The following is a 24,169-nucleotide window of genomic DNA, read 5'->3' as shown; positions in this document are numbered from 1 at the left end:
CATGAGCACCTCGACGCTGGACCTCGTACCCCGGGAGCAGACTGCCCGGGGTACGGGCTCGAACGCCGAAGCCTCCCACTGGGCACCCCACGCACCCGCCTACAGCGCCACCGGCCAAGCCCTCGCCCGCGCTGCACAACCGGGCTACTTCCAGTGGCTCGAACACGTCCGCGCTGCCGGTGAATGCACCCGCCCGATCCGGCTGACCGGCACCCTCGACACCATCGAGGCCACCACCGGGCGACTGCTGGACTCCCGGCACACCGACCAACTGCCCGACACCGCCATCTACAAAGCCTGCGGCAACCGGCGAGCCTCGGTCTGCCCCTCCTGCGCCCGCACCTACCAGCGCGACGCGTTCCAAATCCTGCGCTCGTTCCTGATCGGCGGCAAAGGCATCCCCACCACCGTCGCCCAGCACGGCGCCGCCTTCGCCACCTTCACCGCACCCGGCTTCGGCACCGTGCACACCCGCAACGTGCGCAAACACACCTGCCGCAACCGCAAACGCTGCGACTGCCGCCCCGACCCCTGCCACGCCCGCCGCGACACCGGCCTCTGCGAACACGGCAACCCCGCCGTCTGCTGGATGCGCCACGACACCACCGACCCGGCACTCGGCCAACCGCTCTGCCTCGACTGCTACGACCACCACCACCAGGTCGTCTGGAACCTGTTCAGCACCGAACTGTGGCACCGCACCAAACAAGCCACCGAACGCCACCTCGCCCGCACCTGCCGAGCCCGCAGAATCCCGTCCGTCGCCAAGGCCAGCCCCAGCGGCAAGACCCGCAACGTGCCGCCTGTCCAGGTCACTCACGGCAAGGTCGCCGAGATGCAGCGCCGCGGCGTCGTGCACTTCCACGCCCTCCTGCGCCTCGACGGCGTCCACCCCACCGACCCCGACGCCGTCATCCCGCCCCCGCCAGGCATCGGCATCGACGACCTCGTCGACGCACTGCACGCCGCCGTCGCGAGCATCACCTTCACCACCCCGGCCCATCCGGACCAGCCCACCGGCTGGCACATCGCCTGGGGCGACGTGAACAAAGGCTTCGACGTCAAGACACTCATGCTCGCCGGAGACGGCGCGATCACCGATGACATGGTGCTCAACCAACTCGCCGGTGCTGGCTACATGGCCAAATACGCCACCAAGAGCACCGAAGCCACCGGCTACAGCTCCACCCGCATCTCCGCCACCACCGACGACTTCCACGCCGACCCCCACGGCGACCACATCGCCCGCTCCCTCGCCGCCTGCTGGAACCTCGGCCGGCCACTCCACCGCTCCACAGCTCACAGCGACACAGGCAGCCCTGACAGCGACACCCCCGCCCAGGACACCAACAGCACCGGAACAGCCGATCAGCGTCAACCCCGCCTTGACACCGAACCGGCGAACACGGAACAGGCCAACCCCTTTACACGGCTACGCCGCTGGACCCACATGCTCGGCTTCGGCGGCCACTTCCTCACCAAGACCCGACGCCGCGTAGTCGCCTTCAAAACCCTCCGCGACATCCGCGTCCGCTTCCGCCGCGCCGACGACCAAACCGAGACTGCCACCGTCCGCGCCGCCGACCACCCCGACGAAACAACCCTGATCGTCGGCTCCCTGACCTTCGCCGGAGTCGGCTGGCACACCTCCGGCGACGCCCTCCTCGCCAACAGCGCAGCAGCACAAGCCCGTGAGCGACATGAGGCCGGACGCGAGGAACTCGCACACGCTCTCGACCGGTCCCCAATGACTGTCGTCACCGCTGCCTAATCACGCTGAGGGAGGAACCACCTGTGGACGGCACCAATCCGAAAGCGCTCTACCGCATTCCTGAAGCCATGCGGCTGTTGAGCTTGAGCCGTTCCGTCATCTACGAACTGATCCGCTCTGGAAGGCTCCGTACCGTTAAGGAAGGCCGCACGCGGCTTGTCCCCGCCGGAGCCATCACTGCCTACGTCGAGCTGCTCGAAGAAGAGAGCACGAAGGGAGTCGCCGCATGACCAAACGCCGCAGCCGGGGCGACGGCGGACTTCACTGGGACGAACAGCGCCAGCGCTGGATCGCCACAGTGACCGTCGGATACACCCCTGCCGGTAAACGCATCGTCCGTAAGTCCAGCGGAAAGACCAAGACCGAGGCCAACAACGCACTCCGCCAAAAGATCCGCGAGTACCAGGACGGCCTTTCGATACCCACGACCGGCTACACGGTCGCCGATGCCGTCACCGACTGGCTCACCTACGGTCTCACCGGTCTCGACCCCGAGACGGCCAAGAACTACACCCTGCTGGCCAACGGTCACGTCATCCCCGCGATCGGTGCACGCAAGCTGCGCGAGCTCAGCGCCACCGATGTGGACAAGTGGCTCGCGAGCAAGGCCAAGACACTCAGCACCAGGACCTTACGGCTGCTGCACTCCATCACGAATCGCGCCGTCAACCGGGCGATGGCGCGCGACAGGGTCATGCGCAACGTCGTCGCGCTGTGCAAGGTGCCGACCGGCACCGCTGGCAGACCGTCCAAATCGCTCAACTATCAGCAGGCCAAAGCGCTCCTCGCCGCTGCCGAGTCGAGCAGCCTGCACGCCTACGTGGTTTTGTCGCTGCTGACCGGGGCCCGCACCGAGGAACTGCGCGCACTCACCTGGGAGCACGTCGATCTAATCGGGCGCCCTGACACCGACCCGCCGATTCCACCGGCCATCCACGTATGGCATTCGGTCCGGTCCCACGGCGATACCAAGACTCGTAAGTCACGCCGGTCACTGGCGCTGCCACTGCGCTGCGTTCAGGTACTCACGGCGCATCGTGTCACACAGGGCGAGCCCCGGCCGGACGACTACGTCCTCCGCAGCAAAGCCGGTACCCAGCTCGACCGGCACAACGTGCTACGCGGCTTCCGCGCGATCATTGCGGCCGTCCCCGACATGAATCCAGCCGACTGGACCCCTCGCGAACTGCGGCACAGCTTCGTGTCGCTGCTGTCGGACAACGGCATGAGCATCGAGCAGATCGCCGACCTGTGCGGGCACTCCGGAACCTCGATCACCGAGTCCGTCTACCGTCACCAACTACGGCCTATTCTGCTGAACGGGGCGGTGACCATGGACCGGATCTTCGGGCCGGATGACACTTCTGGGTCTTAGTCACCCAGTTAGTCACCCGGACATGAAAAGAGGGCATATCCTTCAATGGGATATGCCCTCTGACCTGCGTCGGGCTGACAGGATTTGAACCTGCGACCCCTTGACCCCCAGTCAAGTGCGCTACCAAGCTGCGCTACAGCCCGATCCCGCCCCGAACCCCAGCCCGGCGCGACATCTCCTAAAGACTACCAACCCTCAGCCGTGGGCCTTCCCTCGACCCCCCGGCCCGGTCTTCTTCCTGGGCTTCACCGAGATCTCCACCGGAGTCCCCTCGAACCCGAACTCTTCACGCAGTTTTCGCTCGATGAACCGCAGATACCCAGCATCGAACGGCGCCGTCGTGAACAGGACAAACCGCGGGGGCGCCACCCCGGCCTGCGTCGCGAACAGGACCCGAGGAGCCCGCCCACCACGCACCGGGTGCGGCGTAGCCTGCGTCAACGCCGTCAGCCACTGGTTCAAAGCCCCAGTAGGAACCCGCGTCTCCCACGACGCCAACGCCCGCCGAATCGCCGGCGCAAGCTTGTCCACCGCACGCCCGGTCTTGGCTGAGATGTTGACCCGGACAGCCCAGGTGACCCGCTTCAGATCCCGGTCGATCTCCTTGTCCAGGTAGAACCGGCGATCCTCATCCACCAGGTCCCACTTGTTGAAGGCGATCACCAGCGCCCGCCCGGATTCGATCACCTGGCTGATGACCCGCTGATCCTGCTCACTGATCACGTCACCGGAGTCGAGCAGCACGACACCGACTTCAGCGGCCTCGACAGCACCGGCGGTCCGCAGAGACGCGTAGTACTCCGTGCCCGAAGCCTGGTGCACCCGCTTCCGCAGGCCGGCGGTGTCGACGAACTGCCACACCTCACCGTCCATCTCCACCAGGCTGTCGACCGGGTCGACGGTGGTGCCGGCGACGGAGTCGACGACCGCGCGCTCTTCCTTGGCCATCCGGTTGAGCAGGCTGGACTTGCCGACGTTCGGCCGGCCGACCAGCGCCACCCGGCGAGGACCACGCGGCCCGCCCTCGGTCACTGGCGGGGTGGGCGGCAGCGCGGCGAGGATGTCGTCGAGCAAGTCGCCGGATCCGCGACCGTGCAGCGCGGAGATCGGGTGCGGCTCCCCCAGGCCCAGCGACCACAGTGAGACCGCTTCGAGTTCGAGGTTCTGGTTGTCGGCCTTGTTCGCCACCAGGATCACCGGCTTGTGGCTACGCCGCAGCATCTTCACCGCGGCCTCGTCCACGTCCGTGGGGCCCACCGCGACGTCGACCACGAAGATCACGACGTCGGCGGTCTGCACCGCGATCTCCGCCTGAGCGGCGATCGCGGCTGCCCGGTCGCGGGCGTCGGGTTCCCAGCCGCCGGTGTCGACGACGGTGAACCGGCGGCCGTTCCACTGGGCGTCGTAGGGGACCCGGTCGCGGGTCACACCGGGGACGTCTTCCACGACTGCCTGGCGGCGGCCGATGATGCGGTTTACCAGTGTCGACTTGCCCACGTTGGGGCGGCCGACGACGGCGACAACCGGGGTAGGGCCGGTGAATTCCTCGTCCGTGGACGAGTCACCGGTGGGGGAAAGGTCGTAGCCGCCCTCGAAGTCGTTGAGGTCGAGGCCGGCGGGAAGGTCAGTCACTTACTTACCTTGCTGTTGAGCAGTTCAAGGAGGTGCGCGACGACCTCGTCGATGCCCATTCCGGTGGTGTCCACCTCGATGGCGTCGGAGGCCTGCTTGAGCGGGTCGGTCGCGCGGCTGGAGTCGAGCTTGTCGCGGCGGGCCAGGTCGGCCTGGGTTGCGGCGACGTCGGTGGCGTCCTCGGCGCTGCGCCGGGCGGCGCGGGCGGCGGCGGATGCGGTGAGGTAGACCTTGAGGTCGGCGTCGGGGGCGACAACGGAGGCGATGTCGCGGCCCTCGACGATGATCCGCGGGTGTGAGGCGATGATGGCGCGCTGCAACGCGACCAGGTGTTTGCGGACCGCGGGGACGGCGGCGACCGCGGAGACGGCACCGGTGACCTCCGGGCCGCGGATGGGCGCGTCGACGTCGGTGCCGTTGGCGGTGAAGTGCGGAGCCGCGGGGTCGGTGCCGATCGACAGTTCGGTCTCCAGGGCGATCTTGGCGATCGCGTCCTGGTCGGTCAGGTCGACGCCGGCCTGCAGCACCGACCAGGTGATGGCCCGATACATGGCGCCGGTGTCGAGATACACCCCGTCGACAGTGGCCGCGAGCCGCCGGGAGACGGTCGACTTGCCGGAGCCCGACGGCCCGTCGACGGCCACCACGCACTGTTCCGGCCGTTCTTGAAGAGCCACCGTTCCTCCTATCGTCCCCATAACACCAACCCTCCCATTGTGCCCGCCCACGCTGTCATCGACGAACGGGGGCAGCACCGCGGTCACGTGCCCGGTCCGGGCCGCGGCGCGACCTCCGGCACGCCGGCGGAGCAGGACCACCATGCAGGGGTACGCAAAACCCAGCATCACCCTGAAGCGGTGGCTGGCGCGTCCGTCAAAAGATGTACAGCGTCGCCCAATCCGTATGTCGAAGGATGGATTCGCCCTGCTCCGAAGTCTGCCAGGATCCCTGCATGGCGAACACGACGGAGATCTATCGACGCGACAGTGAACAGGTGACGATCATGGCCTATCTCGGCCGGGGCAGCGGTGACCTCGACGAGATACGCCGCATCGTCGTGCGTGACGGCGACATCGTCGAGGACGGTATCGCTTATCACGGCGACCGGGGCTGGCAGTGGCTCACTGATCAGCGGGCCGCCTACACCGCCGACGGCTTCGAGCACGCCTGACGAGCCCATCGACGAATCGGTCCTCCAGCCGCTATGTTACTTGCGAGTAACCAAGGAGGGTGCCTCATGCCAACACTCGACCGCCACGACGACGTGTTCGTCCTCAGCCTCGGCGACACCGAGAACCGCTTCCACCCCGACCAGATCACCGCCCTCAACAAACTGCTCGACGAGATCGAGCAGGCACCGACGCCCGCCGCGCTGGTCACCACCGCCACCGGCAAGCACTACAGCCTCGGGCTCGACCTCGACTGGCTCGGCGCCAACCCGGACCAGCGCATCACGTACGTCAAATCCATCCACGACCTGCTCGCCCGCTTCCTGGCCCTGCCGATGATCACAGTCGCAGCCCTGCAAGGACACACGTTCGCCGGCGGCGCCATGTTCTCCCTCGCTCACGACCTACGGGTGATGCGCGCCGACCGAGGCTTCTGGTGCCTGCCGGAAGCCGACATCGGCCTGCCGTTCACACCCGGCATGAGCGCACTGATCCAATCCCGGCTCACACCGCAGGTCGCCCACGAGGCAATGGTCACCGCCCGCCGCTACGGCGCCTCCGAGGCCGCCGAACGCAGCATCGTCGACCAAGCCGTCGCCGAGGACGCCGTACTCAGCACAGCGATCTCCCTCGCGCAGGCGCAGGCCGGCAAGGCCGGTCACGGTCTGCGCGTGATCAAAACCCGCCTTTACCCCAGCGTGCTCGAGACGCTCGCCCTTTCCGCCATTTAGCGGTACGGGCCAAAGCGCCCACCGAAAGGAGGCTCATCTGGCTTACCTGTACCGCAAGGGCGTCCCGCCGCGCACCAGCACCATGTTCACCTGTCTCGGCGCCGCCAAGACGGGGGGAAGGCGCTCACCCGCACCGACGCGTCTCGGTGCCGCCACGAAAGGGCGAAGGCACTCACCCGCACCGGTGCAGAGTCGGCAGCAGCTTCGCCGTGATCGTGCCGAGCTGCTGCACGTCGTCAGCGGTCAGGTTGTCGAAGACGAGCCGGCGGACCTCGGCTACGTGACCGGGAGCTGCCGCTTCGAGGACTGACATGCCGGCATCGGTGAGGCAGGCGATCTGGCCGCGCTTGTCGCTGCTGCAGGCGCGCCGTTCGACCCAGCCGCGCTGTTCGAGGCTGGCGACGGCGTGGGACAGGCGGCTGGTGGTGCTGCCGACCACTCGGGCGAGATCGGTCATGCGCATCGACCGTTCGGGTTCGGCGCTGAGCATCGCCAGGATCTGGTAGTAGGCGTGCGGGATGCCGGTGTCCTCGCGCAGCTGCCGGTCGAGTGACGCGGGCAGCAGCATGAGCATCTGGGCGATGTTCACCCAGGTGCGGAGTTCGTCGCCGGACAGCCAGCGGGTCTCCGGTTCGGCTCCGCGGTCGGCGTCGGTCGCTGGCTCGGCTCGGCGGTGGGCGTCGGTCACTGGCTCGGCACGGCGGTGGGCGTCGGTCACTGGCTCGGCCTCGCCGGTCAGACAGTGCGAGTCCGGGTCGGCGGTGGTTCGCACGTCGGTCACTGCGTCATCCGATCTGCGGGGGTGGGCCGTCGTGGCGGGCTTCAGGCGGTGGGGGCGGGCTTCAGGCGGTGGGGGCGGATTTCAGGCGGTGGGGGCGGATTTCAGGACGTGGAGGCGGGCCTCAGGACGTGGGCGTTGATGTCGCGGACATGCTGGGCCAGATCGGGCATTTCGATGATCTGGACACCGTGCTGGCGCAGGGTTTCCACGCCGTCGCAGTCGGCAAACAGGATCGGTTCGCGTAGGGCGAGGACCACCCGGTTGATACCGGCAGCCAGGACCAGGTCGGTGCAGGGAGCAGGGCGGGATTTACGGATGGTGCAGGGTTCGAGGGAGGTGTAGAGGGTTGCGCGGGACAGGTCAGTGCCGGGGGTGAGCTTGGCCAAGGCGACCTCTTCGGCGTGGTGCGCGGGGTCGGTTTCGCCGGTGTAGCCGGTGGCTAGGACGGTGCCGTCGTGGTCGACGATCAGGGCACCTACGGCGTATCGGTTCAGGACCAAGGGGGCCGAACGGGAGACGTCGATCGCGGCGCGAAGGTGGTCGCGGTGAGTGACTGCGGGGTGGGCGGTCGCGGACACGGCCGTCGCGGGAAAGGTGGCTGCGGGCAGGGCGGCAGCGGGCAGGGCGGCAGCGGGCAGGGCGGCAGCGGGCAGGGCGGCAGCGGGCAGGGCGGTGGTTGTGGTCATGTCAGCCGGCCAAGGGGAGGTTGAGGGTGTGGGCGGTGTGGTCGCGCTTGGCGGTGAGGTAGCGGGCGTTGGCCTCGGACAGGTGCACGCCCGTGGGGATCCGGTCGGCGATGGTCACGCCGAGTGCCTCCAGCTGGGTGGCCTTGTCGGGGTTGTTGCTGAGGAGCCGGATCCGGTTGGTGCCGAGTGCGGTCAGCATCTGCGCGGCGGGGGTGTAGTCGCGCTCGTCCTCGGCGTGGCCGAGTGCCAGATTGGCCTGGTAGGTGTCGAGGCCGGTGTCCTGCAGAGCGTACGCGTCGAGCTTGGCGTAGAGGCCGATCCCCCGGCCCTCCTGACGCAGGTAGAGCAGGAAGCCGCCGGCTTCGGTGATGCGTTCGACGGCCTCGCGGAGCTGGGGGCCGCAGTCGCAGCGTTCGCTGCCGAAGACGTCGCCGGTGAGGCATTCGCTGTGCGGGCGCACGAGCGGGGCGGGGCCGTCGAACGGGGCGGGGCCGTCGAGCGAGGAGGCGGCGAGGGCTGCGCGCCAATCGCCGAGAGCCAGGGCGAGATGTTCGCGGCCGTCGGACAAGCCGGTGAAGGTGTGTACGTCGGCGGTGGTGGTGTAGCCGTCGGGGAAGCGCAGGGGGACGGTGACCCGGGTGCGCACTCTGGCGACCGGTGTACCGACTGTCATCGTCATGCCAACCCCCATGTTGTTGAAGCTTCACCATCATCCTCTGTCGGGGATGTTGAAACTTCAAGGACAACGTCGGTGGCGAACAACACGCCACCGAGGCACCCCGAGAGGCGCCTTCCAGGAATCGGCAGCGGGTGGGCGTACCCGAAGAGTTTTCCCTTGACCTTCAGGCCTTTCAACCATAGGGTTTAAAGGCCTGATGTGAAGATGGACCTGAACCGGAAGGATCCTGCTGATGAGCTTGTCGGACCTGCCTCCCGCCGAACGGCACCGCCAGATCGCCGCCGACTTCACCGCCCGGGTTCAGGGGGCCAAGGACTGGGAGGCGCCCGCGCCGGTGGCCGGCTGGACCGCCCGCGACGTGGTCCGACACCTGGTGGAGTGGTTCCCCGGATTCCTGGCTTCGGGCGCGGGCATTGAACTGCCGAAGGGGCCGAGCGTCGACACCGACCCGGTCGGAGCGTGGGAGTCGCAGGCCAGAGCGGTGCAGGCGCTACTTGATGACCCGGAGACGCCGACGCGGGTGCTGGCCAATCCGCACATCGGTGACGTGCCACTGGACCAGGCGATCAACAACTTCTACACGACTGACGTGTTCATGCACACGTGGGATCTGGCGCGCGCCACCGGGCAGGATGATCGTCTCGACGCCGATCAGTGTGCAGTGCTGGTGGCGGGGATGGCGCCGATGGAGGACGTTTTGCGCGGGTCTGGGCAGTATGGGCCTCGGGTCGCCGTTCCTGACGACGCTGACCCGCAGACGCAGCTGATTGGTTTCATCGGCCGGGACCCGCACTGGACGGCCGCCTGATTGAACGGCCTCGAACAGGCGTCAGCGGATGCCGATCGCCAGGAAGGTGCCGAAGCCGGCCAAGGCGAGCGGCACGGCGATGATCAGGAGCGCCGAGGCTGCTACGGCGGCGCGCAGGGGGCCGGTGCGCACCCAGTAGCCGGAGGCGAAAGCCGCGACGGCCCAGACGGCCATGGAGTTGCCGAGTTCGCCGACGGGTGCGGGGATGTATTCGATCCAGACGAAGTCGAGGAAGCCGAGCAGGAAGCCGGCGGGCACGACCGCGAGGGCGACGCGCCGATGATCAGGGTGCATAGGGCGGGACGGTACCGGCCGGTGTCACATCGCTTTGAGGACTTTGCCCAAGGCGGCCGCTACGGCGCGGGAGTCGGCGGCGGACATCCGGCCGGTGAAGTGGTTGCGGATGCCGGCGAGGTAGATCGGGGCGGCTTCGCGCTGCTTGTTCAGGCCGGCTTCGGTGATGGTGGCGTAGGAGGAGCGCCGGTCCTCGGTGCTGTTCTCCCGCTCGACGTAGCCGGCCAGGGAGAGGCTGTCGACCACGCGGCTGACACGGCTGCGGCTGACCACGGACCGGTCGCCCAGTTCGCCCATGCTCAGGCGGCCATTCGGGGCGTACTTCAGTTCGAGGAGTACGTCGTACCAGGTCAGCGGTAGTCCGCAGGCGGCCTGCAACTCGCGGTCGAGGACGGGGACCAGGGCCGCGTGGACTCGGAGCAGGGCCGCCCAGGCGGCTACGTCGGTGTCGCTCATCACCTCAGGCTAGCGAACTCTTGTGCGTGCGCACGCATCGGAATAAGAATGTGCGTGCGCACGCATTTAAGTTGCGGGCCGGCATCAGAGGAGCTGTCATGAGCAAGCTGCTGCACATCTCGGCGTCACCGCGAGGCCCGAAGTCGGAGTCCCTCGCTGTCGCCGACACCTTCCTCGACACCGTGCGGGAGGTGAATCCGGAACTGCCCGTCGAGCACTACGACCTGTGGGACGGCACCCTGCCAGCGTTCGGGCCTGACGCGGCAGCCGCCAAGATGGCTGTGTTCGCCGGCGAGGAACCCCAAGGGGCCGCCGCCGACGCTTGGAATGCCGCGATCGACACCTTCCGCCGGTTCGATGCCGCTGATCGATACCTGTTCAGTGTGCCGATGTGGAACGGCGGGGTGCCGTACATCCTCAAGCAGTTCATCGACGTGATCAGCCAGCCTGGGCTGGTTTTTGGGTTCGACCCCGAGCGTGGCTACAGCGGGCTGCTGCGCGGTAAGCGGGCGGCGGTGGTCTACACGAGCGCGGTTTACGGGCCGGGTCGCGGGCCGGCGTTCGGGTCTGATTTTCAGGCGCCCTATCTGGAGGACTGGCTGCGCTGGGCCGGTATTCGGGAGATCAGCTCGATTCACTTCCGGCCGAATCTCGCCACCGCTGATGCGGAAGCCGGGCGCCGCGAGGCCCACGCCCGGGCCCGCGAAGAAGCCAAACGGTTCATCGCCTGAAGTAGTGGGCACAGCCTGCCGCCATGCGGGCGCGACCAACCAGCCGGCGGTCGCGTCCGCGGCCGCGTGAACAAAGCGCTGTGTGGACAGGGCGCCGGGTGGACTGAATGGTCTTGGTGCAGCCTTCGGTCGTACCGAAAGCGGTTTCACAAAAGCGCACGCACCGCCGCAGCGTCCCTGCGCCACTGGATCTCGTCCAGAAGCGGCGGCTCCGTGGCCGGAAGCGGCCCGCCGTCCCCCGGATCCCCCGGGTACCTGGCGGTGACATGAGTGTGCAGGTGCGGCTCCGAATTACCCATCGTCAGATAGTTCATCTTCGCCGGTCGAAAGCAGTCCCGGAGGGCGCGGGCGACAAGCATCGTCTCGTGATGGAACTGGCCGGCCTCACCCACGGTCAGGTCCATCGGCTCCACGACATGCCGGCCCCGCCAGACGACCACGACATAGCCACGGACGAACGCGCGGCGGGCGAAGTACGTGTCGCTGACCTGGCCGCTGAACACGCGGATGCCGAAATCGGTCTCGTCCGGCCGGCAATGGTCGCACCAGCGGCAGTTGTCGCCGGCCACTCGGATCGTCCAGGTTCCCGCAAATGCCACAATGTTCCAACTTAGACGACCGTCACGCTCAGCGCCTCCCCCATTACTTTGCGGGAGCCGATTCGCGGGCGCGGCGGCGCGAGATCGGGCGGCTGCGGGAGACCGCCACACCGGCCAGGCACAGGGCACCGCCGGCCATGGTCAACAGGCCGGGGACCTCGCCGAGCAACGCCCAGGACAGCACGATCACCACGACCGGCACGGCGTACGTCGTGGAGCCCATCTTGCCCGCGGTGGTCCGTGCAAGGGCGTATGCCCAGGTGGTGAACGCGATCGCGGTGGGGAACACGCCCAGGTAGATGACGTTGAGGGTCGCCCCGAGTGGCGCGGAGGCAATATCGGACACCAACTGGCCGGCGAACGGTAGGCAGGCCACGGCGCCGATGACACAGCCGAACGTGGTGGCCTGCAACGCGGAGGCGTGCCGCAGGGCGGGTTTCTGAGCGACCACTCCGGCGGCGTACGTGACGGCGGCGACCAGGCAGAGCAGGACGCCGAGGATCGAGGAACGACCACCTTCGGACATGGAGAGGCCGACCACGACGGTGCCGGCGAACGACACGGCGATCCCGGCGAGCAGCCGCGGCGGGAAGCCCTCGTTGAGCAGCCAGCCGGCGAGCAGAGCCATCACTGCCGGGCCGACGTTGACGACCATCGCGGCGGTGCCGGCGTCGACGAGTTGCTCACCCCAGTTCAGGGCGACCATGTAGACGCCGAACCAGAGCACCCCGGAGATCGCGATGCCCGGCCAGGCAGCGCGAGGAGGCAGGCCCTGCCGCCTGATCGCCAGGAAGATCAGCAGCGTGAGGGCACCGGCGAGCAGCCTGCCCAGCGCGAGCGAACCCGGGTGGAAGTGCGGCGCGGCGGCGCGGATACCGACGAACGCCGAAGCCCACAGGACGACGGTGACGGTCGCGGCGGCCAACGCACTGCGCGGCGGAGCCGCACTGCTCGGCGAAGCTGTACTGCTGGACGCAGCTGGGTTGCTGGGTAGAGCTGGGTTGCTGGGTGGAGATGCGCTGGACGAGGCCATCCCCTGAGCCAACCCTGCCGACCGGCCCGCTGACTAGCGATATTCGGACCTTACGTTCACACCATCAGCTGTTCGACCGCGTCGAGCACGGCCGCGCGGATCGCGTAGCGGGTGATCCCCCACCGCTTCTCGTTGCGGACCATCGCGGCGCGGATCTCCGCCACCGTGCCGATCAGCACGAACGGCGCTTCGAGCAGTTCCGCCACCGGCATCCCGAGTTCTTCGGCGTGCGGCGCGGCGGCCGCCTCGGCGTCGTCGGTGATCTCGACAATCTGCACGAGCGCTTCGAGCTGCGGAGGATCGGTGCGCCCGCCGGCTCCGGTGACGACGTGTTCGACCTGCTGGTCGACCTGGGTGGTGCGCCAGCGTGCTTCGTGCCGGTGGCCGTCCGCCAGCGTCCGGCCCAGGCCGCTGAGACCGACGACGTCGGCGTGCGCGCCGGCCCAGCGCAGGATCCGCGAGTTGGCGGTGCCGATGGTCAGCGGGATCCGCTCCTGCACCGGCCGAGGCGTCTCCAGCTTGGCCTCGATCATGGTGAGGTGCGGCTCGTCACGGGTCACGGTGTCGCCGGCGAGCAGCGCCTGGACCGCTTCGGCGACCGCGATGCAGCGGTCGACGCGTCCGGCGACGGTGGGCCGCTCCTTCCCGATCGCCTGCCATTCCGCGGGGGTGTGGCCGGCGCCGAGGCCGAGGCGGGCGCGTCCGCCGGAGATCACGTCGAGGGTGGCGACGTCGACGGCGAGGTGGATCGGTTCGCGCACTCCGGCGTTCGAGACGTAGGCGCCCAGCCGGATCCTGCTGGTGACCGCTGCGGCGGCGGCGAGCGCCACGGACGGTGCGGCGCAGGAGCCGGGGTGATCGGGAACTTGCAGCGTGTCGAAACCCGCCTGCTCACACCGGACGGCGAGTTCGAGCCAGGAAGCGGCATCCTTGGGCGTCGCCTGCACCGAAAACGTCATGCGCTCGAGATTGCCACCACCATCCATTCGGGATGGCACTTTTTCTGCGCATGGCAGACCCGGAACAAGACCCAGATCAACACCGATGACGTACGCAAGAACTGTCCCGCCCCCGCTGGGGGCACCTGGCGGAACTCGGCCCGGCGCGACTCGCTCACGCCCCGGCGTCCGGTCACCGCCTCGAAACCAATACCGCTCCCCCGATCCCCACTCTTCCCCGGCCCCATTTCCCCGCCGGTTCCCATTGTCCCCGCTGTTTCGCTGTGCTCCGGGCGAGTTGTGGAACGGCGGCGCTAATAGGCGCACACGTTGGGGTTGCGTGCGAGCTGATAGGGCCTATGACGTGGGTAGACGCACACGATCGTGTTGTGTGTGCGTCTACCCACGTTGGCGCCGGCCGACCGGCGGGAAAGCCGCCCCACGCCGCGGCACGGCGCGGGGTGGCATGACCGCGGGGCGGGGCGGGGCGGGGTGGCATGACCGCGGGGCGGGGCGGCGCGGGGCGGCGCGGCGCGGCGCGGGGCGGGGCGGGGTCAGCGGGTGCCGGCGGTGACTGTCATGACCTGGGTGCCGGACAGGGTGCCGCCGGTGTAGAGGCCGCCGCCGACCGCAGTCCCGGAGACTGTCCCGCCGGTGCGGATCGCGTACGTCGTACCCCTGCTGATCTGGCTCGAAGAGAAGACCACGCCGCGGAAGGCCTTTGCCGGCTGGTAGGACGCGATCTGCGTACCCGATGTGGTGGCGAGATGGACCACCGTGCCCGCCGGCTGGTTCGCGCTGAAGGTGACCGACACCCAGCCCTGCCCCGAGCTCGGCAGGGTGCTGGTAGTGGCGCTGATCCCGGAGGAGATCAGCGTGCCGCCGGTGATGGTGAGCGCGCCGTTGGAGTCCAGGCCGCCCTCGCCGCCGCCGCGGGTCGCCGAGCCCGCGACCACGACGGTGCCTCCGCCGAGGGTCAGCGCGCCGTTGGAGTCCAGGCCGTCGGTGCCGCCGCTGGCCACGACGGTGCCGCCGGTGATCGAGATCAGCGCGTTCGGCGAGTTCTGCATCTCGCCGTAGGCCGGGTCGGAGGCGTTGACCGCATCATCAGAAGCGGTCGCCGACACGCTGCCGCCGGTGACGAGCACCTTCAGGCCCTCGACGCCCTCGTACGACTTGGTGACGTTGACCGTGCCGCCGGAAACGGTCACGTTCTTCTCCGCGTGCACACCGTCGTCTCCCGTGGCGACCGTCGTGGTGCCACCGTCGACGGTCAGCGCCGCGTCGGAGTGCAGGCCGTCGTCGGAGGCGTCGACAGTGGTGCGGCCCTCACTGATCACTAACAGCACGCCGGCTTTGAGGCCCTTCGCCGAGGCGTCACCGGGTGTGACGGTGCTGCCGCCGCCGGACTTCGCGGTGATGGTGCCGCCGTTGACGATCACGTCGGTCGAGCCGGTCAGCGCGTCGCCGGTGGAGGTGACGTTGACGGTTCCGGCGGTGACCGCCACATACCCGCGGGTGGCGTCCTCCGCGTTGTCGGACTTGAGGCCGTCGCCGCCGGCGGTCGCGGTGATCGTGCCGCCGCTGACGATCACGTAGTCCTGGCCGCGGATCGCGTCGTCCGGTGCCGTCGCGGTGATCGTGCCACCGGCGATGACCAGGCCGTCCTTGGCGTTGATGGCGTCGTTGGCGTTGCCGGTGACGGTCAGGTTGCCGGTGCCGGCGATGGTCAGGTCGGCGGCCGAGGCGATCGGGCCGTCCGCGGAGGCGGTGCCGTCGGTGAGCCGGTTGGTGCTGCCGGCCTGGAGGAACAGCAGTACCTCGTCGGCGGCGACGACGTTGATCGCGCCGGTGCTGCCGGTGACGGTGACGCCGTTGAGGATCAGCCGGACCAGGCCGGTGCCGGTGCTGTTGACCACGATCTGGCCGTTGGTGAGCGAGCCGCTGAACCGGTAGGTGCCGGCGGCGGTGACGGTCACCGTGCTGCCGGAAACGGTCACGTTCGGGCTGGTGGTGGTGGCGCTCGTACCGGTCAGGGTGACCGTGGCGACGGCGGATTCGTTCCAGGTGAGGTCGGCGGCGTCCAGGTGGGAGGCCTGGTTGGCGGCTAGCGCGGCGGCGGCGCCAGGTCCTGCGGCGAACGCGGGGGCGGGTGCCACCCAGGCCGCGAGGGCGGTGGCGGTGAGCACGGCGGGGACGGCGAGCCGGGGGAATCTGGGCATGGTCGGTCCTTTTGTCCGGTGGTTCGGCGATATCGGAAAGCGCGGCGGGGGATCCCTTTCGGGCACCGCGGATGGGGCCGTCGATGTGGGGTCAAGCAGTGCGGGGTTAGGCGGTGCGGGGTCAGGCGGTGCGGGGTCAGGCGGTGCGGGGTCAGGCGGTGAAGTGCCGGCGGAGCAGCCGGCGCCAGGGTGTGGCGGGCAGGTCGGGGCGCAGCGCGGCCAGCCCGGTGGCGTATTTGGAGAGGCTGACCGGGCGGTGCCCGCAGGCCCAGAGCAGCCGGTCGACCGGGGAGACCGCCGAGCTGGTCTTCGTCTCGATCACCGCGACGCCCGGCAGGCTCAGTTCGCGCCCGTCGGTGGCGGTCCAGGTCAGCTCGGTGTCGACGGTCGCCCGGGAGTTGCCGGCCGGCTGGTAGAGGGTGGTGCGCCGGTAGTGGGTGAGCAGGGTCGGCGCGAAGCTGAGGCCGGTGCAGTCGCCGAGCACGTCGTCGACGAACCAGCGGCCGGGCACCACCGTGTCGTCGTGGCCGGGTTCGTAGGGCAGGCGGTTTTTGACCGTACCCCCGCGGTAGCCCTCGGTCTTGACCTCCAGCCAGCACAACGCCGAGTCCAGATAGGTCCGCGTCCGGATCTTGAACCGGCGCCGCCGCCGATGCGCGGTGAGCCGGAAGCTGACCAGGTCAGGGGTGTCGAAGTAGACCGAGCGGTACCGGAAGTTACGCATACCGTCGATCTCCAGCACCCGGGTGCACGGGTCAAGCTCGGACAGCACCTTCTGCGCGGCGGCCACCGGCAGCAGGTACTTGCGATCCACCCGGGTCTGCAGCTCGGCCTTCTCGGTCAGTTCGGCCAGACAGATCGCATCCAGGTGGGTGGGCGCGCTCATCAGCGCGCGTCCGCGAGTGCCGCCGTGTGCCGATTCTGGGGGTACGAGTAACGCACCTCGACCACGGTGGTCTCGTTGACCAGATCGATCCGCTCGACGGTCGCCGCGTGTACGCGTGCGCCGAGGATCCGCTCGAGTTGGGCGACTAGGGCCACCTGGTCGGTGAGCGCCGTGTCGAGGACCATGACCTGCCGGTGGTAGGTGCGGAACAGCCGTGGATGGTCACCGAGGTACATGACGACGAGGATCAGCGCGCTCAGCGCGGGGCTCATCCAGAGCGGTCCGCCGCTGAGCGGGCCGAGGATGCCGAGCGCGAGCGCGGAGAAGTAGTAGGCCACCTCGTGCTGGTCCAGCTCGGTGGAGCGCAGCCGGATGATCGACAGCACGCCGAACAGGCCCAGCCCGAGCCCCGCGCCGACCGTGCTGGAACTCAGCGAACCGGCGACGGCAAGCACTCCGACGTTGACACCGAGGTAGGCCACCACCAGGTCCCGGCGCCGGTGGCGGGGGAAGTAGAGGCCGAATACCAACAGGGTCACCGCGACGAGATCTATCGCGAACAGTGCGAGCCGGGGCATAGTGGGGCGACCTCCCGAGCCGTTCGGCCGGAGCTTTCGGATGAATTCGCTCCGACCCACAGGTTACGTATCGATGAACTTCGATAGGACAATAGCGCGTTGCAGCGCTGCAAACCACGGCGCGAACCTCAGAGAACCCTCGGAAAGCTCTGTCCGGAACCTGTGCCGAGCCGATCATCACGGCAGGAAAAGCGAGCTTCGACCGGCGATCAAGGGCCGGGAGCAGGCCGATCAGCGCAGCGGCGCGGATCGGCCCGTAGCCGTACAGATCGCGGGCCTGGCGCACCCGCTCGGTGACGCCCGGGGCCAACGAGCCGCAAAACGACGCAAGCTGGGTTAACGTGCGAAAGGTGCATAACCCCTAAGGGCTGCGGCTTGTGCTACCCGATGGGTACGGTCAGGGTTCAGTCATCGACGGCGCTCGGCGTCATCGACGACCAGAGAAACGTCGGCGTTCCCGCCCGCCTGGCAAGAGCTGAGCGGGTTCGCTGATTGATGGAGGCCTCGCCGCTTGGCGGGGCCTCCTCCCGTTTGGCGAACCGGGAATGGCCAGCTCCCGTCCACGAACCGGGAATGGGCAGTTGGAGCGTGGGGCCGCCCGCCTGGCAAGCTGAGCGGCCCCGCGCCGTGATGGAGTCCCGCCGCTAGGTGGGGCCTCCTCCCGAGCACGAGCTGATCAGCTTGGCGACTGTGGCCACCACGGTGGCCACCGCGGTGATCGTTGTCGCGTTGCTTCGCAGCCACCGCCCGAAGCGGTGACCCCTCGTGCTCTCGTCTTCTTGACCCATCTTGGCCGTCCTTTCGTCCGGCTGCGCAGCTCCCTCCGATGGACGATCAGCTCGGACATATGGGTCAGGTCGACTGAGGTCAGACTCTCAGAACAGAACCGTCCTCCGCTGGAGTAAGCCAGAATCGGTGGTGGGCAACTTCGCGGAAAAGGTCGGGTTGCACCTTGGACGGCCTAGCATGGTCGCGATTTACGCCGAATTGGTCCTGAACACGCCGGTATGGAAGGTCAGGACCAACGGGGCTTCGTGGTAGCACCGATCACTGCCGTTGCTCAGCCGAGGCTCGGCGCCCGCACCGGCAGGGGCCGGGCGCCCTCGGGGCGCAGGCCGTCGAAGATGATGGCCAGGTAGCGGCGCCAGAGATCCGGGCCCCCGTGCGGGGCGAAAGCGGCGACGTGCCCGGGTGCGCACATCAGCAGGGCGACGTCAGTCCCGGTGACGTCGGTGCGAATGGCGCCCGCCTCGCGGGCGCGGTCCACCAGAGCGTCGATCAGGCCGAACATCCGGATCCGGGCTCCGGCGAGGCGTTCGTTGACGGCGGGGGCGTCGCGCAGCACGGAGAGGTCGTGCTGCTGCTGGCGGTCGGCGGCCAGGGTGAGGAACTCCAGCAGGGCGGCACCGGGATCCTCGGCGGTGAGCAGCCGCTCACCGGTACCGGTGAGGGCGTGGACGCGGTCGAGCATGACCTCGGCGAGCAGGTCTTCCTTGGTCGGGAAGTGACGGAAGACGGTGCCCTTGCCGATGCCGGCGCGCTGGGCGATGTCGGCGACCGAGACGTCGAGGCCGTGTTCGGCGAAGGCGGCCTCGGCCGCGGCCAGGAGCAGGGCCCGGTTCCGGGCGGCGTCGGCTCGCATACCGTGATCCTAATAAGTTGACCGTGCGGTCCGGTTATGGCTACGGTCGCACCGTAACCTGACCGAGCGGTCCGCTTATGGGGGTGCGGGAATGAAGGCTGTCGTCGCCACGGGATATGGCCCACCGGAGCTGTTCACGGTCGCCGACGTCGAGGTGCCAAGACCAGGTCAAGGGCAGATTCGGGTACGGATAGCAGCGGCCGCCCTCAACCCGGTCGACCTCAAACTGGCCGCGGGTGACATGCGCGCCATGGTGGAGCTGCCGTTCCCGCACGTGCTGGGCAACGATTTCGCCGGCACCGTCACCGAGACCGGACCGGGTGTGACCGCCTTCCAGGCCGGTGACGAGCTGTTCGGGCACGCCATGCCGCGGGCGTTGCGGCCGATCGCCGGGCGGCAGCGGCCCTCGCTGGGCACCGGCACCCTCGCCGAGTTCGCGGTGATGGAGGCGGACACCCCGTTCATCACGCGGCGGCCCGCCGGCCTCTCCCCCGCCGATGCGGCCGCTCTGGGCACCGCCGGTCTCACCGCCCGCGCCCTCGCGCTGACCGCAGCGATCCAGCCCGGCGAGACAGTTCTGGTTGTCGGCGCGACCGGCGGGGTCGGCACCGCCGTTCTGCCGCTGCTGCGTGCCGCGAAGGCCCACATCATCGCCACCGGCCGTCCCGGCGACGACGAACTGCTGGGCGGGCTCGGCGCCGATCAGGTCGTCGAGTACGCGCAGGCCGGTGACGTGACCGGCGTTGATGTCGCCCTCAACCTGGTGCTGCCGAGCGACCAGCTCGCCGGCGTCGCCCGCACGCTGCGCCCGGGTGGCCGCCTCTACACGATCACCTTCCCGGTACCGCGGCAGGAGTGGGCCGCACGCGAGGACATCACGTTCGACCTGGTGCTGGACACCGACGGCAGGCTGGGCGGGATGCGCGAGGTCGCCGATCTCGCCACCGGCGGCGACCTCACGGCGACGATCGGCCGCACCTACTCCCTCGGTGAAGGCCCGCGGGCCTACGTGGACCTGGCACGCCGGCACACGGTCGGCAAGCTCGTCGTCCTGCCCTGACCAGGAGGCAGTCAGCGGAGCCCGGCGGCCATGTCCATCAACCGGCCCAGGACCTCCACGCCACCGGTACGCAGGCCGTCATGCTCATGCTCGTTGGTGACCCAGGTGCGCACGTTGCCGACGGCCGCGGCCGTTTCCAGCGACAGGCCCGCGTCGACGTACATGTCGTCGGCGTAGACGGCGGCGACGACCGGGACCTCGTTGGCGGCGAGACGGTCCAGCTCGTACAGGGCGGGCCAGTCGTCGGCGGCGGCGAGCAGGTCCGCGGCGGCGGCGAACGGGCGCAGTGCGGAGATCTGCTCGAACATCCAGGGGTACATCATCTCGCCGGTGAACAGCAGCGGTTCGGCGTCGGCGTCGAACGCGGGAAGCTGCTGCATGACCCGAGAAGCCGCCCACGCGGTGGGCCGGCCGCCCTGGCCGTACGTGTACTCCTGGAGCGCGAACAGCGGGGTGTCGACAAAACCGGTCAGCCGCATCACCTCGTGGCGGAACGTGTCCGACAGCTCCGGGCCGTGCCAGGCCTCGTCGAGAAGCCAGTGCAGTTGGGCGTACCCGTAACTCATCCCGAAAGCGCTGCCCAGCACCCGCAGTCTCTCGACGGTGAGCCGGTCGCCGTCCGGAAGGCGCACATCCGTGGTGGACAGGTGGCCGGCGATCGCGCGCACGATCGCGGCGTCGCCGGGGAACGCCCGGTAGAACTCGGCGTTCTTCGCGGCGACCCGCGGATAGGTTCGGGCGTACACGTCGTCGGCGGTCGCGGTCAGGCCCGGCAGCCCGCCGGTGATGTAGCAGGTCCGCAGGCCCTGCGGTGCCGCCGACAGGTAGGCCATCGTGACGAAACCGCCGTAGCTCTGCCCGAGTGTGTCCCACTTCGCGCCGCCGGCGACGCGCTCGCGCAGGATCTCGGCGTCGGCGACGATGCTGTCGGCGCGGAACAGCCTGAGGTACGCGGCAAGCTGCTCGGCCGGCACGTCGCGCACGGTGCGGGCGCTGATCGGTGTGCTGCGCCCGGTGCCGCGCTGGTCGAGCAGCAGCACCCGGTGGGTACGCACCGCGCGGCCGATCCACGCCTCGGCGCGCAACGGCCGCGGTGACTTGCCACCCGGGCCGCCCTGCAGGAACAGTAACCAGGGCAGGTCATCACCGATCCGGTCCGCGGCGACCACCTCGCGGGCGAAGACCTCGATGGTGTCCCCGTCCGGCCGGCGATGGTCGAGCGGGACGGTGACAATGTGGTCGGTGAACCGCAATCCGGGATGCGCGATCATCGGCCGATGATGTCACGGCAGGCAGGAGGCGCAGCGTGAGCGACGTTACGGTACGGGCCGCCCGCCAGGACGAGTACGACGTGTGGTTCGAGGAGACGGCCGCCGAGTTCGCCGCCGAGCAGGTCGCCTCGGGCACCTGGACCGAGGACGAGGCTCTGGAGAAGGCCCGCGAGGGGCAGCGGGGCTGGTTGCCGCAGGGCCTGGCCACCCCCGGCATGCTGCTGCTCATCGGCGAGCGGGACGGCACCCCGGTCGGGCGGATCTGGATCGGGCTGACCCATCCGCGAGGCGTACCCGATTGTGCCTTCCTCTATGACATCGAGGTGGCCGCTGAGCACCGGGGTCGTGGGCTGGGCCGGGCTCTGCTGCGGGCCGGTGAGGCGGTGGCCCGCGAGCACGGCGCGCAGGCGCTGGAGCTCAACGTCTTCGGGTCGAATGCCACCGCCATCCACCTCTACGAGACGGCCGGCTATCGGGTCACCACCCAGCAGATGCGCAAGGACCTCGGTGAGGAGTCAGCGGCGCCGTAACGGGTACAGGTCGATCATGAGTGATCAGAACCCCGATAATTTTGCCGAGTTCACTACGCAGGATGGTCCCGGCTCGGCCGACGTCTCCGAGCAGACCCACCCGGAGCAGGAGCACCCCGAGCAGGAGGCGCACGGCGGCAGCATGGCACCGGACCTGGTCGACCCCACCGGTCACCGGACGGCGGACCTGCCCGACGCCGCACCGCAGCCGTAAGGGTCAGGGCTGGTCGGTGGACCGCGACCGCAGCTGATCGATGTAGTGGGCCTCGTACTTGTCGAGCAGCGGGTGCACCTCTTCGGTGGCGTTGCTCCGGAAGAGATCGAACACCTGGCGGTAGCGGCCCACATCGTTGCGGCCGCGGGTGATCAGGCCGGTGTTGTAGACGTCGATGACCACGAGGGTGTCGTCGAGCAGGGTGAACCCGTGCAGCGGCGGCAGGTCGACCGGAACGCCCTCCTCGATGACAGCGAGGTGCACGTTCGGGCGGGTGGAGAGTTCCCGCAGGTGGGCGATCTGGGCGAGCATCTCGGCCGGCGGGCAGAGCCGGTTACGCAGCACCGCCTCGGTGAGGACGAACCGGAACGACTTGGCCGGGTCGGCGAGGATCTCCTGCCGCCGGATGCGGGCGGTGACGGCGCTCAGGATGGCCGTCTCGACGCTGTCGTCGGCGGTGGTGACCAGGCGCTGGAAGGACAGCAGGGCCGCTCGGGCGTACCCGGAAGTTTGCAGCAGTCCGCCGAGGACGGCGGGCTGGAAGTCACGGATGACCTCGGCGGCGGCTTCCCAGTCGGCCATGCTCTCCTGGCGGCTGGCGAGGCCGGCGGAGGTGGGACGCCAGTCGGTCATCCGGTCGTGCGAGCGTTCGGCCCGCTCCATCAGGGACCGCACGAGCCTGTCGTCGGCGCCGAGGGCACGGGCGATGGCACCGATATCCTCGGGGTCGGGAAGGCCCCGACCCCGCTCGATACGGCTGATTTTGGGTTGACTCATGCCGACCATGTCGGCCAGCTCGGCGCCGGTGAGCCGCTGGGCTCGGCGCATCTGGGCCAGGACGGCACCGACGGGTTCCTGGTCGAGGGGCACACCATCCATGGTGATCGGCACCCCTCAATCCTGTCGATCAGGCCAGTTTTTGCAAAGCTTCCTTCAGAAGGTCGAGCGGCACCTCGACCAGCGCCTCGCCGTCCGGCACGTCGATGCCCGCTTGGGCGGCCGAGACGGTGAAACCCTGGACGATGAGCCGACCGGAGTCCCGCCGCTGGTCGGCGTCGAACTCGTAAACCGTCGGGCACGAGCCTGCACTGCACAGGTTGGCGATCGGCCGCAGCGTGAATGCGGGGCTGATGTCGCCGGCCGAGGCGGCGGGACGCCCGGCGAAGAAGAAGCGGATGGCCACCAGGGCGACGACAGCGAGGGCGATGAGCACGCTGGCTGAAGTGAAGACGGAAGTCACGCGCACACTATATTCACTCATCGTGGATGGTCAAGGTGAAACGGCCTCACATCAGACCATTTCAGCGCGGCAAAGAACCAGAAACCACTCCTTAGTACCACCAGTAACTCGAACATCGGACATGCCTGCTGGCAATCTGCATCATACCCACCAGCCATGTTCCTGATCAGGAGTTATGCGTAGCGAATTCGCATCCACTGAATATCGATGGAAATTCACGTGGGTCGCATAGATGCTGAGAAGACAAGAAGCCCATCACGCCCTTGGTGGCATTCATGGTCAAAATATCGCTACCGGAGTTGCCGCTCCTCGGTGATCAATCACTGCTCTTCCTGACATTGGCAGCGCTGTGCCTCGTCGTCGCGATCAGGTATGTCAAGCGCGCCCTCGAACCGATCGGGACGATCGTCGAGACGGTCGCCGCGGCAGCAGCCGTGTTCCTCACCCTCGGCCTGGCCCTCGTCCTGGTCCTGGCCGCCATGATCAGCCATTAGCCGAAGGGGACAACCGTGTCCACAGTCGCCGTCGTCGGTCTCGCGTCCATGCTTGTCGCCTTCTTCCTGTTCGCCGAGCTGGCCGCAGCCGCGGTGCCGCTCATCATCGTGATCGCCCTGGTACCGCACGGCGAGCGGCGCGAGCTCGCCATGCTGCTGGCCGCGGCGGACAGCAGACGCCGCCTGCGGTTGTGGCCCGCACTGCGGGCCGCGGCCGCCGCACGGCGCAGGCGCAGGCAGCGCTGGCCGGCCATCTACTGAGCCTTTTTCAACGTGGCGAGGGCCTCGGTCGCCGGCGCCGCACAACGGCCCGGCAGCTTCAGGCCCGATGCCAGGTTGAAAATTGCTC

The 24,169-nt window shown here is 68.7% G+C and carries 29 protein-coding genes and 1 tRNA gene; 12 read left to right on the top strand and 18 right to left on the bottom strand.

Features of this window, described 5'->3' with window-relative positions; genetic code table 11:
• Position 1: 1 nt before the first annotated feature.
• The 3 genes from ACFQV6_RS26900 to xerC are packed head-to-tail and all read left to right on the top strand — an operon-like array spanning position 2 to position 3,146.
• Positions 2–1,771 (top strand): replication initiator, encoded by a 1,770-nt coding sequence (locus ACFQV6_RS26900; RefSeq protein ID WP_378030374.1) that lies wholly within the window; start codon positions 2–4, stop codon positions 1,769–1,771.
• Positions 1,772–1,794: 23 nt separating this feature from the next.
• Positions 1,795–2,001 (top strand): helix-turn-helix domain-containing protein, encoded by a 207-nt coding sequence (locus tag ACFQV6_RS26895; protein WP_378030373.1) that lies wholly within the window; start codon positions 1,795–1,797, stop codon positions 1,999–2,001.
• The gene (gene xerC, locus ACFQV6_RS26890; RefSeq protein WP_378030372.1) at positions 1,998–3,146 is read left to right on the top strand and encodes a tyrosine recombinase XerC; all 1,149 of its coding nucleotides are present in this window, start codon (positions 1,998–2,000) and stop codon (positions 3,144–3,146) included. Before ACFQV6_RS26895 ends, xerC begins: the two co-directional genes overlap by 4 nt.
• A 69-nt stretch (positions 3,147–3,215) precedes the next feature.
• On the opposite strand, the gene ACFQV6_RS26885 is transcribed toward xerC, so the two are convergent.
• The 3 genes from ACFQV6_RS26885 to cmk all read right to left on the bottom strand — a co-directional run bounded on the left by ACFQV6_RS26885 (position 3,216) and on the right by cmk (position 5,476).
• A tRNA-Pro gene (locus ACFQV6_RS26885) sits at positions 3,216–3,289 on the bottom strand.
• Positions 3,290–3,341: 52 nt separating this feature from the next.
• Complete coding sequence (gene der / locus ACFQV6_RS26880; RefSeq protein WP_378030371.1) at positions 3,342–4,778, bottom strand: ribosome biogenesis GTPase Der; 1,437 nt, start codon at positions 4,776–4,778, stop codon at positions 3,342–3,344.
• Positions 4,775–5,476, bottom strand: coding sequence for a (d)CMP kinase (gene cmk, locus ACFQV6_RS26875; protein ID WP_378030370.1), 702 nt, complete (start codon positions 5,474–5,476; stop codon positions 4,775–4,777). The genes der and cmk overlap by 4 nt, the downstream gene beginning before the upstream one ends.
• 254 nt (positions 5,477–5,730) lie before the next feature.
• Here cmk and ACFQV6_RS26870 point away from each other — a divergent pair, with 254 nt between their 5' ends.
• Together ACFQV6_RS26870 and ACFQV6_RS26865 are read left to right on the top strand one after the other, a co-directional pair.
• Positions 5,731–5,949 (top strand): hypothetical protein, encoded by a 219-nt coding sequence (locus tag ACFQV6_RS26870; protein WP_378030369.1) that lies wholly within the window; start codon positions 5,731–5,733, stop codon positions 5,947–5,949.
• Positions 5,950–6,015: 66 nt separating this feature from the next.
• Positions 6,016–6,678 carry an enoyl-CoA hydratase-related protein gene (locus ACFQV6_RS26865; protein WP_378030368.1) on the top strand — a complete coding sequence of 221 codons (663 nt, stop codon included), beginning with the start codon at positions 6,016–6,018 and terminating at the stop codon, positions 6,676–6,678.
• Positions 6,679–6,850: 172 nt separating this feature from the next.
• On the opposite strand, the gene ACFQV6_RS26860 is transcribed toward ACFQV6_RS26865, so the two are convergent.
• From ACFQV6_RS26860 to ribA, 3 genes are all read right to left on the bottom strand, one after another.
• The gene (locus ACFQV6_RS26860) at positions 6,851–7,459 is read right to left on the bottom strand and encodes a MarR family winged helix-turn-helix transcriptional regulator (protein ID WP_378030367.1); all 609 of its coding nucleotides are present in this window, start codon (positions 7,457–7,459) and stop codon (positions 6,851–6,853) included.
• Between the two features lie 101 nt (positions 7,460–7,560).
• A complete protein-coding gene (locus ACFQV6_RS26855; protein WP_378030366.1) occupies positions 7,561–8,145 on the bottom strand; it encodes a deaminase in 585 nt (194 codons plus the stop codon).
• Between the two features lies 1 nt (position 8,146).
• Positions 8,147–8,824, bottom strand: a complete 678-nt coding sequence (gene ribA / locus ACFQV6_RS26850) for a GTP cyclohydrolase II (protein WP_378030365.1) — start codon at positions 8,822–8,824, stop codon at positions 8,147–8,149.
• A gap of 232 nt (positions 8,825–9,056) precedes the next feature.
• Here ribA and ACFQV6_RS26845 point away from each other — a divergent pair, with 232 nt between their 5' ends.
• Entirely contained in the window at positions 9,057–9,632 is a 576-nt protein-coding gene (locus ACFQV6_RS26845; protein ID WP_378030364.1) for a TIGR03086 family metal-binding protein, read from the top strand.
• Positions 9,633–9,653: 21 nt separating this feature from the next.
• Here the strand turns inward: ACFQV6_RS26845 and ACFQV6_RS26840 are convergent, their stop codons facing one another.
• On the bottom strand, positions 9,654–9,926 hold the full coding sequence (locus ACFQV6_RS26840) for a DUF6518 family protein (RefSeq protein ID WP_378030363.1): 273 nt from the start codon (positions 9,924–9,926) through the stop codon (positions 9,654–9,656).
• 24 nt (positions 9,927–9,950) lie between these two features.
• Entirely contained in the window at positions 9,951–10,382 is a 432-nt protein-coding gene (locus ACFQV6_RS26835; RefSeq protein WP_378030362.1) for a MarR family winged helix-turn-helix transcriptional regulator, read from the bottom strand.
• Between the two features lie 26 nt (positions 10,383–10,408).
• Between ACFQV6_RS26835 and ACFQV6_RS26830 the strand changes: the two genes are divergently transcribed.
• The gene (locus ACFQV6_RS26830) at positions 10,409–11,113 is read left to right on the top strand and encodes an FMN-dependent NADH-azoreductase (RefSeq protein WP_378030361.1); all 705 of its coding nucleotides are present in this window, start codon (positions 10,409–10,411) and stop codon (positions 11,111–11,113) included.
• A 146-nt stretch (positions 11,114–11,259) separates the two neighbouring features.
• Here ACFQV6_RS26830 and ACFQV6_RS26825 read toward each other — a convergent pair whose 3' ends face one another.
• The 7 genes from ACFQV6_RS26825 to ACFQV6_RS26795 all read right to left on the bottom strand — a co-directional run bounded on the left by ACFQV6_RS26825 (position 11,260) and on the right by ACFQV6_RS26795 (position 19,011).
• Entirely contained in the window at positions 11,260–11,712 is a 453-nt protein-coding gene (locus ACFQV6_RS26825; RefSeq protein WP_378030360.1) for an HIT family protein, read from the bottom strand.
• Between the two features lie 43 nt (positions 11,713–11,755).
• On the bottom strand, positions 11,756–12,637 hold the full coding sequence (locus ACFQV6_RS26820) for a DMT family transporter (RefSeq protein WP_378030359.1): 882 nt from the start codon (positions 12,635–12,637) through the stop codon (positions 11,756–11,758).
• Between the two features lie 164 nt (positions 12,638–12,801).
• Positions 12,802–13,704, bottom strand: coding sequence for an LLM class flavin-dependent oxidoreductase (locus ACFQV6_RS26815; protein ID WP_378030358.1), 903 nt, complete (start codon positions 13,702–13,704; stop codon positions 12,802–12,804).
• A 533-nt stretch (positions 13,705–14,237) separates the two neighbouring features.
• The gene (locus ACFQV6_RS26810) at positions 14,238–15,905 is read right to left on the bottom strand and encodes a carbohydrate-binding domain-containing protein (RefSeq protein ID WP_378030357.1); all 1,668 of its coding nucleotides are present in this window, start codon (positions 15,903–15,905) and stop codon (positions 14,238–14,240) included.
• A gap of 151 nt (positions 15,906–16,056) precedes the next feature.
• A complete protein-coding gene (locus ACFQV6_RS26805; protein WP_378030356.1) occupies positions 16,057–16,791 on the bottom strand; it encodes a polyphosphate polymerase domain-containing protein in 735 nt (244 codons plus the stop codon).
• Positions 16,791–17,369 carry a DUF4956 domain-containing protein gene (locus ACFQV6_RS26800; protein WP_378030355.1) on the bottom strand — a complete coding sequence of 193 codons (579 nt, stop codon included), beginning with the start codon at positions 17,367–17,369 and terminating at the stop codon, positions 16,791–16,793. Before ACFQV6_RS26800 ends, ACFQV6_RS26805 begins: the two co-directional genes overlap by 1 nt.
• Before the next feature lie 1,060 nt (positions 17,370–18,429).
• Positions 18,430–19,011 carry a TetR/AcrR family transcriptional regulator gene (locus tag ACFQV6_RS26795; protein WP_378030354.1) on the bottom strand — a complete coding sequence of 194 codons (582 nt, stop codon included), beginning with the start codon at positions 19,009–19,011 and terminating at the stop codon, positions 18,430–18,432.
• Positions 19,012–19,102: 91 nt separating this feature from the next.
• On the opposite strand from ACFQV6_RS26795, the gene ACFQV6_RS26790 reads away from it, so the two are divergent.
• Positions 19,103–20,071, top strand: coding sequence for an NADP-dependent oxidoreductase (locus ACFQV6_RS26790; protein ID WP_378030353.1), 969 nt, complete (start codon positions 19,103–19,105; stop codon positions 20,069–20,071).
• A gap of 11 nt (positions 20,072–20,082) precedes the next feature.
• Here ACFQV6_RS26790 and ACFQV6_RS26785 read toward each other — a convergent pair whose 3' ends face one another.
• A complete protein-coding gene (locus ACFQV6_RS26785) occupies positions 20,083–21,342 on the bottom strand; it encodes an alpha/beta fold hydrolase (protein WP_378030352.1) in 1,260 nt (419 codons plus the stop codon).
• Between the two features lie 35 nt (positions 21,343–21,377).
• Between ACFQV6_RS26785 and ACFQV6_RS26780 the strand changes: the two genes are divergently transcribed.
• Positions 21,378–21,872, top strand: coding sequence for a GNAT family N-acetyltransferase (locus tag ACFQV6_RS26780; RefSeq protein WP_378030351.1), 495 nt, complete (start codon positions 21,378–21,380; stop codon positions 21,870–21,872).
• A gap of 16 nt (positions 21,873–21,888) precedes the next feature.
• A complete protein-coding gene (locus ACFQV6_RS26775; protein WP_378030350.1) occupies positions 21,889–22,086 on the top strand; it encodes a hypothetical protein in 198 nt (65 codons plus the stop codon).
• 3 nt (positions 22,087–22,089) lie between these two features.
• On the opposite strand, the gene ACFQV6_RS26770 is transcribed toward ACFQV6_RS26775, so the two are convergent.
• The gene (locus ACFQV6_RS26770) at positions 22,090–22,977 is read right to left on the bottom strand and encodes a helix-turn-helix domain-containing protein (RefSeq protein WP_378030349.1); all 888 of its coding nucleotides are present in this window, start codon (positions 22,975–22,977) and stop codon (positions 22,090–22,092) included.
• Positions 22,978–22,993: 16 nt separating this feature from the next.
• Positions 22,994–23,299 carry a hypothetical protein gene (locus ACFQV6_RS26765; protein ID WP_378030348.1) on the bottom strand — a complete coding sequence of 102 codons (306 nt, stop codon included), beginning with the start codon at positions 23,297–23,299 and terminating at the stop codon, positions 22,994–22,996.
• A 302-nt stretch (positions 23,300–23,601) separates the two neighbouring features.
• On the opposite strand from ACFQV6_RS26765, the gene ACFQV6_RS26760 reads away from it, so the two are divergent.
• Positions 23,602–23,820, top strand: coding sequence for a hypothetical protein (locus tag ACFQV6_RS26760; protein WP_378030347.1), 219 nt, complete (start codon positions 23,602–23,604; stop codon positions 23,818–23,820).
• Between the two features lie 15 nt (positions 23,821–23,835).
• A complete protein-coding gene (locus ACFQV6_RS26755) occupies positions 23,836–24,081 on the top strand; it encodes a hypothetical protein (protein ID WP_378030346.1) in 246 nt (81 codons plus the stop codon).
• The last annotated feature ends 88 nt before the right edge of the window (positions 24,082–24,169 follow it).

Origin of the sequence: Actinoplanes sp. GCM10030250, assembly GCF_042666575.1 — a bacterium.
Lineage (GTDB): Bacteria > Actinomycetota > Actinomycetes > Mycobacteriales > Micromonosporaceae > Actinoplanes.
Note: the sequence above shows the minus strand (reverse complement) of the source record. Positions and strands in the feature narration are given on the sequence as shown.